Origin of the sequence: Acinetobacter sp. UBA5934, assembly GCF_002430855.1 — a bacterium.
In the GTDB taxonomy this organism is placed as follows: Bacteria; Pseudomonadota; Gammaproteobacteria; order Pseudomonadales; family Moraxellaceae; genus Acinetobacter.
In genome coordinates this window covers 1-6,624 of sequence record NZ_DJDC01000143.1, presented here as the reverse complement: position 1 = coordinate 6,624, position 6,624 = coordinate 1, and the positions used below count along the sequence as shown (strand labels likewise).

Annotated in this window: 7 protein-coding genes and 1 other RNA gene; 5 read left to right on the top strand and 3 right to left on the bottom strand. The window is 40.6% G+C overall.

Annotated elements, in window-relative coordinates:
- Nucleotides 1–287 precede the first annotated feature (287 nt).
- Both B2Y23_RS09795 and B2Y23_RS09790 read right to left on the bottom strand, forming a co-directional pair.
- Nucleotides 288–1,031 (bottom strand): histidine phosphatase family protein, encoded by a 744-nt coding sequence (locus B2Y23_RS09795; RefSeq protein ID WP_291370537.1) that lies wholly within the window; start codon nt 1,029–1,031, stop codon nt 288–290.
- Between the two features lie 60 nt (nt 1,032–1,091).
- Nucleotides 1,092–1,946 (bottom strand): 3'(2'),5'-bisphosphate nucleotidase CysQ family protein, encoded by an 855-nt coding sequence (locus tag B2Y23_RS09790; protein ID WP_291370535.1) that lies wholly within the window; start codon nt 1,944–1,946, stop codon nt 1,092–1,094.
- A gap of 13 nt (nt 1,947–1,959) precedes the next feature.
- On the opposite strand from B2Y23_RS09790, the gene B2Y23_RS09785 reads away from it, so the two are divergent.
- The 4 genes from B2Y23_RS09785 to B2Y23_RS09770 all read left to right on the top strand — a co-directional run bounded on the left by B2Y23_RS09785 (nt 1,960) and on the right by B2Y23_RS09770 (nt 4,946).
- A complete protein-coding gene (locus B2Y23_RS09785; RefSeq protein WP_291370533.1) occupies nt 1,960–2,646 on the top strand; it encodes an HAD-IA family hydrolase in 687 nt (228 codons plus the stop codon).
- Nucleotides 2,639–3,079 carry an RNA-binding S4 domain-containing protein gene (locus tag B2Y23_RS09780; RefSeq protein ID WP_291353931.1) on the top strand — a complete coding sequence of 147 codons (441 nt, stop codon included), beginning with the start codon at nt 2,639–2,641 and terminating at the stop codon, nt 3,077–3,079. The genes B2Y23_RS09785 and B2Y23_RS09780 overlap by 8 nt, the downstream gene beginning before the upstream one ends.
- A 144-nt stretch (nt 3,080–3,223) precedes the next feature.
- Complete coding sequence (gene recA, locus B2Y23_RS09775) at nt 3,224–4,267, top strand: recombinase RecA (RefSeq protein WP_291353929.1); 1,044 nt, start codon at nt 3,224–3,226, stop codon at nt 4,265–4,267.
- An 85-nt stretch (nt 4,268–4,352) separates the two neighbouring features.
- A complete protein-coding gene (locus tag B2Y23_RS09770; protein ID WP_291370531.1) occupies nt 4,353–4,946 on the top strand; it encodes a regulatory protein RecX in 594 nt (197 codons plus the stop codon).
- A 500-nt stretch (nt 4,947–5,446) separates the two neighbouring features.
- Here B2Y23_RS09770 and ffs read toward each other — a convergent pair.
- Nucleotides 5,447–5,543: signal recognition particle sRNA small type (gene ffs, locus B2Y23_RS09765), an RNA gene on the bottom strand.
- Nucleotides 5,544–5,838: 295 nt separating this feature from the next.
- Between ffs and B2Y23_RS09760 the strand changes: the two genes are divergently transcribed.
- The coding region (locus B2Y23_RS09760) for a YbgF trimerization domain-containing protein (protein WP_291370529.1) at nt 5,839–6,624 on the top strand (786 nt) is incomplete at its 3' end.

The window sequence follows — 6,624 nt, the reverse complement described above, 5'->3', positions numbered from 1 at the left end:
TAAACTATTAAAAAATATGCAAAGCACTTCTCTAAACAGTTGTATTTATTTGTTTTATTTTTTAATTTTTGGAATAAAACGTGGACTTGTTAGAACATTTATTTGTACGAAAATATTAAGGTTTATAAACAAAGGTCTTTGAAATGAGATATACAACTTTATTTTAATATGGCTTTTTTTAGTTTAGAGAAATATTTAAATTGCTATAAATAATAGACTTAAAAATTGATGCATCAAAAATGTGTAGCTGCATTTTATCTATAATTTGAGGTGTGCTTTTTAAACCTTTATTTTATTTTTTCCAGGTTCTGAAATTCCCGAATCGATAGCTCATTCACTTCACCACGCCAGATCCATTTCAGCTTGGACTCTAAAAACACATCGCCTTCAAACCAGACAAACAGACCTTCCATCATTTTTGGCCAGTCTTCCCGGCTAACGGTATTGCGACCGGAAATCACCGCAATAATGGCCGCCAAAATGGTATCGTGACTCACGGCCAGACTTAAACCGAAATGATCTTGTGGATGAGTGTTATAAATCAGTTCCAACACATCCACCACGCCAGTAATGGGATGTTTCATTCCTGGTAAGGCATTATTGACAAAACTGTTAATAAAGCCCAAAGCACCCTGTTTTCGAAAATAAGGTCCCGCCTGTTTAATATCCAGTACAAAACTTCCCGGCTCGACCAATAAGCCTTGCTCGACAATTTCAATATGATGGGTATTTTGTGCCAGCGTACTCGCGTCGGCCCCCTGGATCATCAAAGCAGCGGTATCGACACAGCGTTGGATTGGACTGGAAATGCAGTGCTGAATACTACGATCCGTATTATCAATTAAATAGCTTCCCCAAGCCTGCGCCAGATCACGACCTTGTTGTGTCAATTGCAAGTCATAGCCAGCCAAACCCTGCCCTCCCACTACTTCACGAATAGAATGGCGGGTAAACAAAGTCACCGGAGTTTTTGCATCAGGCAGTAAATCAAGCGCCTTCAGCATACTTGTAGGGAGTAGATCTAACGCCATGAAGCAGCCAAAAAATTAAACATGGGTACATCCAACACTATAGCATGTTCAAGCTTCAGCTCAATGAACGTTCGCCATAAGTTCTAGCGTCTGGAAGGCTAAATTTTTCATTTTTTCATTTCGAAATGCGATAAAACCACCGTTCAGCAAACTGTCACGCTGATTGTATACAAAGGGTCTGCCCTTAAAATCGACCAGACCACCACCGATGCGCTCAATCAGGCATTGCCCTGCACTGGTATCCCACTCGCTGGTCGGATGGAAACGTGGATAAATATCTACTTTTCCTTCCAGCATCATACAAAATTTATAGGCACTCCCCGCCTTGAACTCCACAATATCAACTTGCTGCTTCAAAATGCCTAGGTATTCGGCATATTTGGGCTTGTTTTGACTACTTTGACTTAAACCAACCTGTACAGTTTTAGACTGCACATCATCGGCATATTGCAGCCACTGTCCCGTTTCAATCTCAAATTTTAAGGGCATGCCTTGTTTGGGACAAAAATAGATCGTTTGCTCACCCGGTATGGCCAAGACTGCAAAAGTGGTATAGGCACCTTCTACCAGACTCAAGTTAATTGTAAATTCGGGACGTTTATGCAGAAATTCCTTGGTGCCATCCAGAGGGTCAAGTAACCAGAAATTTCGCCATTGCTTGCGCTGGGTATTGTCACCTTCTTCAGATAACAACGAAATGTTCGGAAAGGTGGTTTGTAATACCTTGGTGATAAAGGCATTGACCCGATAATCTGCCTGGGTCACAGGTGACTGGTCACTTTTATGCTCGACATCGAAACTTTCACCTGCACAATAGGCCTGATATTCTGCTCGCAAAATTTCACATGCCTGTGTCACAATGGGAACCAACTGTAAAATCAAAGCATCTTGCGGTGCTGTTGTTGCTTTAAACATAGATTACCTTCATATGCCGAATTATTCAGAAAAACCCATCATCATTTTTGATATGGATGGTACGCTTCTTGATCTTGCCTATGATGATTTCATCTGGAATCATCAGCTTCCCATTCGCTATGCGCAAAAGCATAACTGTACACTCGAACAAAGTACCCAAGCGCTATTTCAGTTTTATCAGCAATACAATCATACTTTAAACTGGTATTCCACACGTTTCTGGAGCTCGAAAGTAGGTGTAGATACACTGGCCCTACAACACGAGTTCAAACACAAGGTGGCTTTACATTCAGGCTGTATTAAATTGCTGGAATATCTTAAAAGCCAAGGCTATGCTTGCTGGATAGCGACCAATGCCGATTGCGAAGGTTTAAAATTTAAACTCGAACAAACCCGAATTGCGCATTACTTTGATGTAATTGTCAGCAGTGAAAGCATAGGCCATGCCAAGGAATCTATCGAATTTTGGCAAAAGCTTCATGCACTGCATCCTTTTCCGGTCGAACATTGCTATTTTATTGATGACACTGAAAAAGTACTCAAAGGTGCAGAAAAATTTGGTATCCGGCATTTAATTACCATTGCCCAGCCCTCATCTAAAAGAGAGATAAGAACTGAAAGCTCTTATCCTATTTTACAAGATTTGACTGATTTAATGGTGATCTTAGAACAAGCTGAGGATCTGAAAAAATATGCCTAATTCTTCTCAACAAAACCATGTTGAAAGTATGCGTGTTGATAAATGGTTGTGGGCAGCACGTTTTTTTAAAACACGTTCGATATCTAAATCTGCAATTGAAGGCGGCAAAGTACATCATAATGGTGAACGGGTTAAAGTTTCTAAAGAGGTTCGTGTCGGGATGGAGCTGACCATACAGCAGGGTTTTGACCGTAAAACTGTGGTGATTAAAGCTTTGTCGGGTATTCGCGGTGCAGCACCGATTGCCCAGCAACTTTATGAAGAAACTGAAGTCAGTGTTGCAAGACGGGAGTTGATTGCTACCCAAAGAAAGTTGCATAATCTAGCCCGACCTGAACATCGGCCAAGTAAAAAAGATCGACGGCAAATCAGTAAATTTAAACAAGATAATGATCAGCAATTTGACCAAGACTGGTCTTATAGTCATGATTAATTTAAGCGTCATATTCTGTCGTACTCGACCGAATTGATATAGAACATAAAGAATGAATCTGTCACTATACTTGGGTGGAACACGTTTGAAAGTAACACATCCACTTAAGTTAATATTTCTGTGACATCGTTTTGAGGTTGTGAGATGGATGATAATAAAAGCAAGGCGCTGAACGCTGCCCTAAGCCAAATTGAAAAACAATTTGGTAAAAATACAGTAATGCGTCTTGGTGATAACACTGTACAAGCCGTTGAAGCGGTTTCTACAGGTTCTTTAACCCTGGATATCGCACTAGGTATCGGTGGTCTGCCTAAAGGCCGTATCATCGAAATCTATGGTCCTGAATCATCAGGTAAAACCACCATGACCTTGCAAGCTATTGCAGAATGTCAAAAAGCTGGTGGTACTTGTGCCTTTATTGATGCCGAACATGCGCTTGATCCGCAATATGCACGCAAGTTAGGCGTAGATATCGACAATCTGCTTGTGTCACAACCGGACAATGGTGAACAGGCGCTTGAAATTGCCGACATGCTGGTACGCTCTGGTGCAATTGACATGATCGTTGTCGACTCCGTAGCAGCATTAACCCCACGCGCTGAAATTGAAGGCGAAATGGGCGACTCGCATATGGGTCTGCAAGCTCGTTTGATGAGTCAGGCACTGCGTAAAATTACCGGTAATGCAAAACGCTCTAACTGTATGGTGATCTTCATTAACCAGATCCGTATGAAGATTGGTGTAATGTTTGGTAGCCCTGAAACTACCACTGGTGGTAACGCGCTTAAATTCTACGCTTCTGTACGTCTGGATATCCGCCGTATCGGTCAAGTGAAAGAAGGTGACGAGATTGTCGGTTCTGAAACACGGGTTAAAGTCGTGAAGAACAAAATGGCGCCTCCGTTCAAAGAAGCGTTATTCCAGATTCTGTATGGTAAAGGTGTGAACCAACTGGGCGAACTGGTTGATCTTGCAGTAGCTCAAGAACTGGTACAAAAAGCGGGTGCCTGGTACTCATATCAAGGCAATAAAATTGGCCAAGGTAAAAACAATGTGATCCGTCATTTAGAGGAAAATCCTCAAATTGCACAGGAACTTGACCGTCTGATTCGCGAAAAACTGTTAACCCCTGTAACCAAGCCAATTGAAGAAAAAGACGAAGAAGAACCAGACTTTCTAGATGCTTAATCAGCATGATGTTAAAGTCGAATTTTTCCAGTTAAACTGTAAAACGCCCTACGGGGCGTTTTTTATTTGATGTGATCTAACCCTTATGAGCAATCCAAAATTTCCCAACATGCTTGACTATGAAACGCTCAAGCAGCAGTTTGATGAATCAGCACCAGAATCCCCCCATTCAAATATATCTACAGATTCAAACGCCTTACATTTTGAAGCTCCATCTGAACCAAAACCTCAAGGCCTGACTGGAACACGCTTACGTTCCTATGCTTTTGCGGTATTGACTCGTAAGGAATACTCGAAAGCAGATCTGATTGAGAAACTTGCGCTTTATGCCATGGATCGTGAGGAAGTGGTTAAGCTGGTGGATGAACTGGCAAAAGAAAATTATCAGAGTGACCAACGTGTAGCTGAAATGATGCTGTCGAGCCAGAAACGTAAAGGCAAAGGTCCCAACCGCATTAAGCTGGCTTTAAAATCGAAAAAAATTGATAGCAGTTTAATTCAGGACGAATTAAAAGAAACCGACTGGAATGAACAGGCTTATCAACTAAAAGTAAAAAAGTTTGGACTGGCAGTTGAAAAAGAGCCAAAATTGAAAGCCAAACAAATTCGTTTTTTGATGTATCGTGGTTTTGAAATGGATGCGATTATGAAAGCAATTGGCCGCAAACCTGAGGATTAATATCCTCCTCAGAATTCGGAATTCTGTTCAATCCCGATGACGATATGAATAATTCGCTAAAAAATAATTACGAAGCTCATCGTATTGCTCCAAATACTCATACAGTCTCATCTCAGGAAGTTTTGCCCTTAAAAATAAAGATTGATGTGAGTAAATTCCTTCACCATGCGTTCATCACTTGCTTCTATTTGTGCCAGGTCAATGATTATGGTTCTTAAGCTATAAATTATTAAATGCTGATTATCCAAAAACGGTCTTATAACGCCATAAACGAATAATATAACTGCGGGATAGTAAGCCAATCACCATGCTCAACAAGGAAATGAACATCTTGAGGCCAAAAGATTGCGATGGAATAAGCATAACGCGATTAAAATAGAAATAAGCATAACGATCACATACACATAGAAAATACTAGGTGTAATTTTAAAATATAAAATAATAGATGAGACTAAAGGAAAGGATGACTCTGTCTTTTTTAATTATAAATATGGTGGCAACCCTACCAGCAAGCCTTCGGCACATCATATTTCCACTACCGTTGCTACCTTCCGGTCCTGGCGGGGTTCGTGGAGTACAATTGCGAAGTAACCGGCAGGGCTACCATTGCAAGAACAGAGTATAGAGATTTTTAATCAACTTGCAAGTCTTCAAACCCATTTTCCAACAACATTCCTTTTATTTGATTATTTAAAAAACAATATTGATAAAAAACAGTATTTTTGGATATTTTTTATCAGTCCAATAAATTACTTTAAGCCTACGACAAGATTGTAAACACATATTGCATTTTATGGACCGGACGTTTTTAATGTCGTCATGTCTTTTAAATGGTCACGCTTTAAAACCTTGGGTTTAAAAAGTACCAAAGAATACAAAATGGATGTTTTTTATGATGCTCAAACAGCATGCTTTATGTGTACTCACCTTATTGGGTTCCGCTTCACTATATGCCAATGTTCCAATTGAATCACGCGGCTTGAGTCAAAATAACGCTATTGACCTAAGTGCTAATAATGTTGCCATTAACTCAGGTGCAACTGTTGCCAATGTGCCAACCAACCTGAATTGGCAAATCATGCAAAAAAACCAGCAATTAGAAAATGACATTCGTGCATTACGCGGGAAAATTGAAGAACAGGACAATGAAATTGAACAGCTGAAACATGAACTGACCAATCGATATACTGATTTGGATCAACGTCTAGAACTGCTGCAACAAAAAGTAGATCCCGAAAGTGCAGCGCCAGAGGAGGATAACCAACAGGATACGTCTCCCAGCACCGGCACAAGCACCCCAGCCCCAGTAGCATCTTCTACGCCATCAAATCCAGCGACTGCCGCAGCAGCTAAACGAACTGCTCCCGCTAGTGCTCAGCCCTCTTCAGCTGAACTGGACAAGGCAGCCTATACTGTCGCATTGGATGCCTATAAACAAGGCGGTGCAAAAAAAGCCATTGCGCCTATGCAAAACTTTATCAAGAATAACCCCAATAGTGTCTATATCAGTAATGCTTATTTTTGGCTTGCTGAATTTAATCTGGCGATTGAACCAACCAATTATGTGGAAGCCAAAAAGAACTATAATATTGTGGTTAATCAATATCCAAATTCTGCAAAGGCATCACGTTCTGTATATCAGCTCTACAACATTGCTAAAGATGTAGATCACAATACA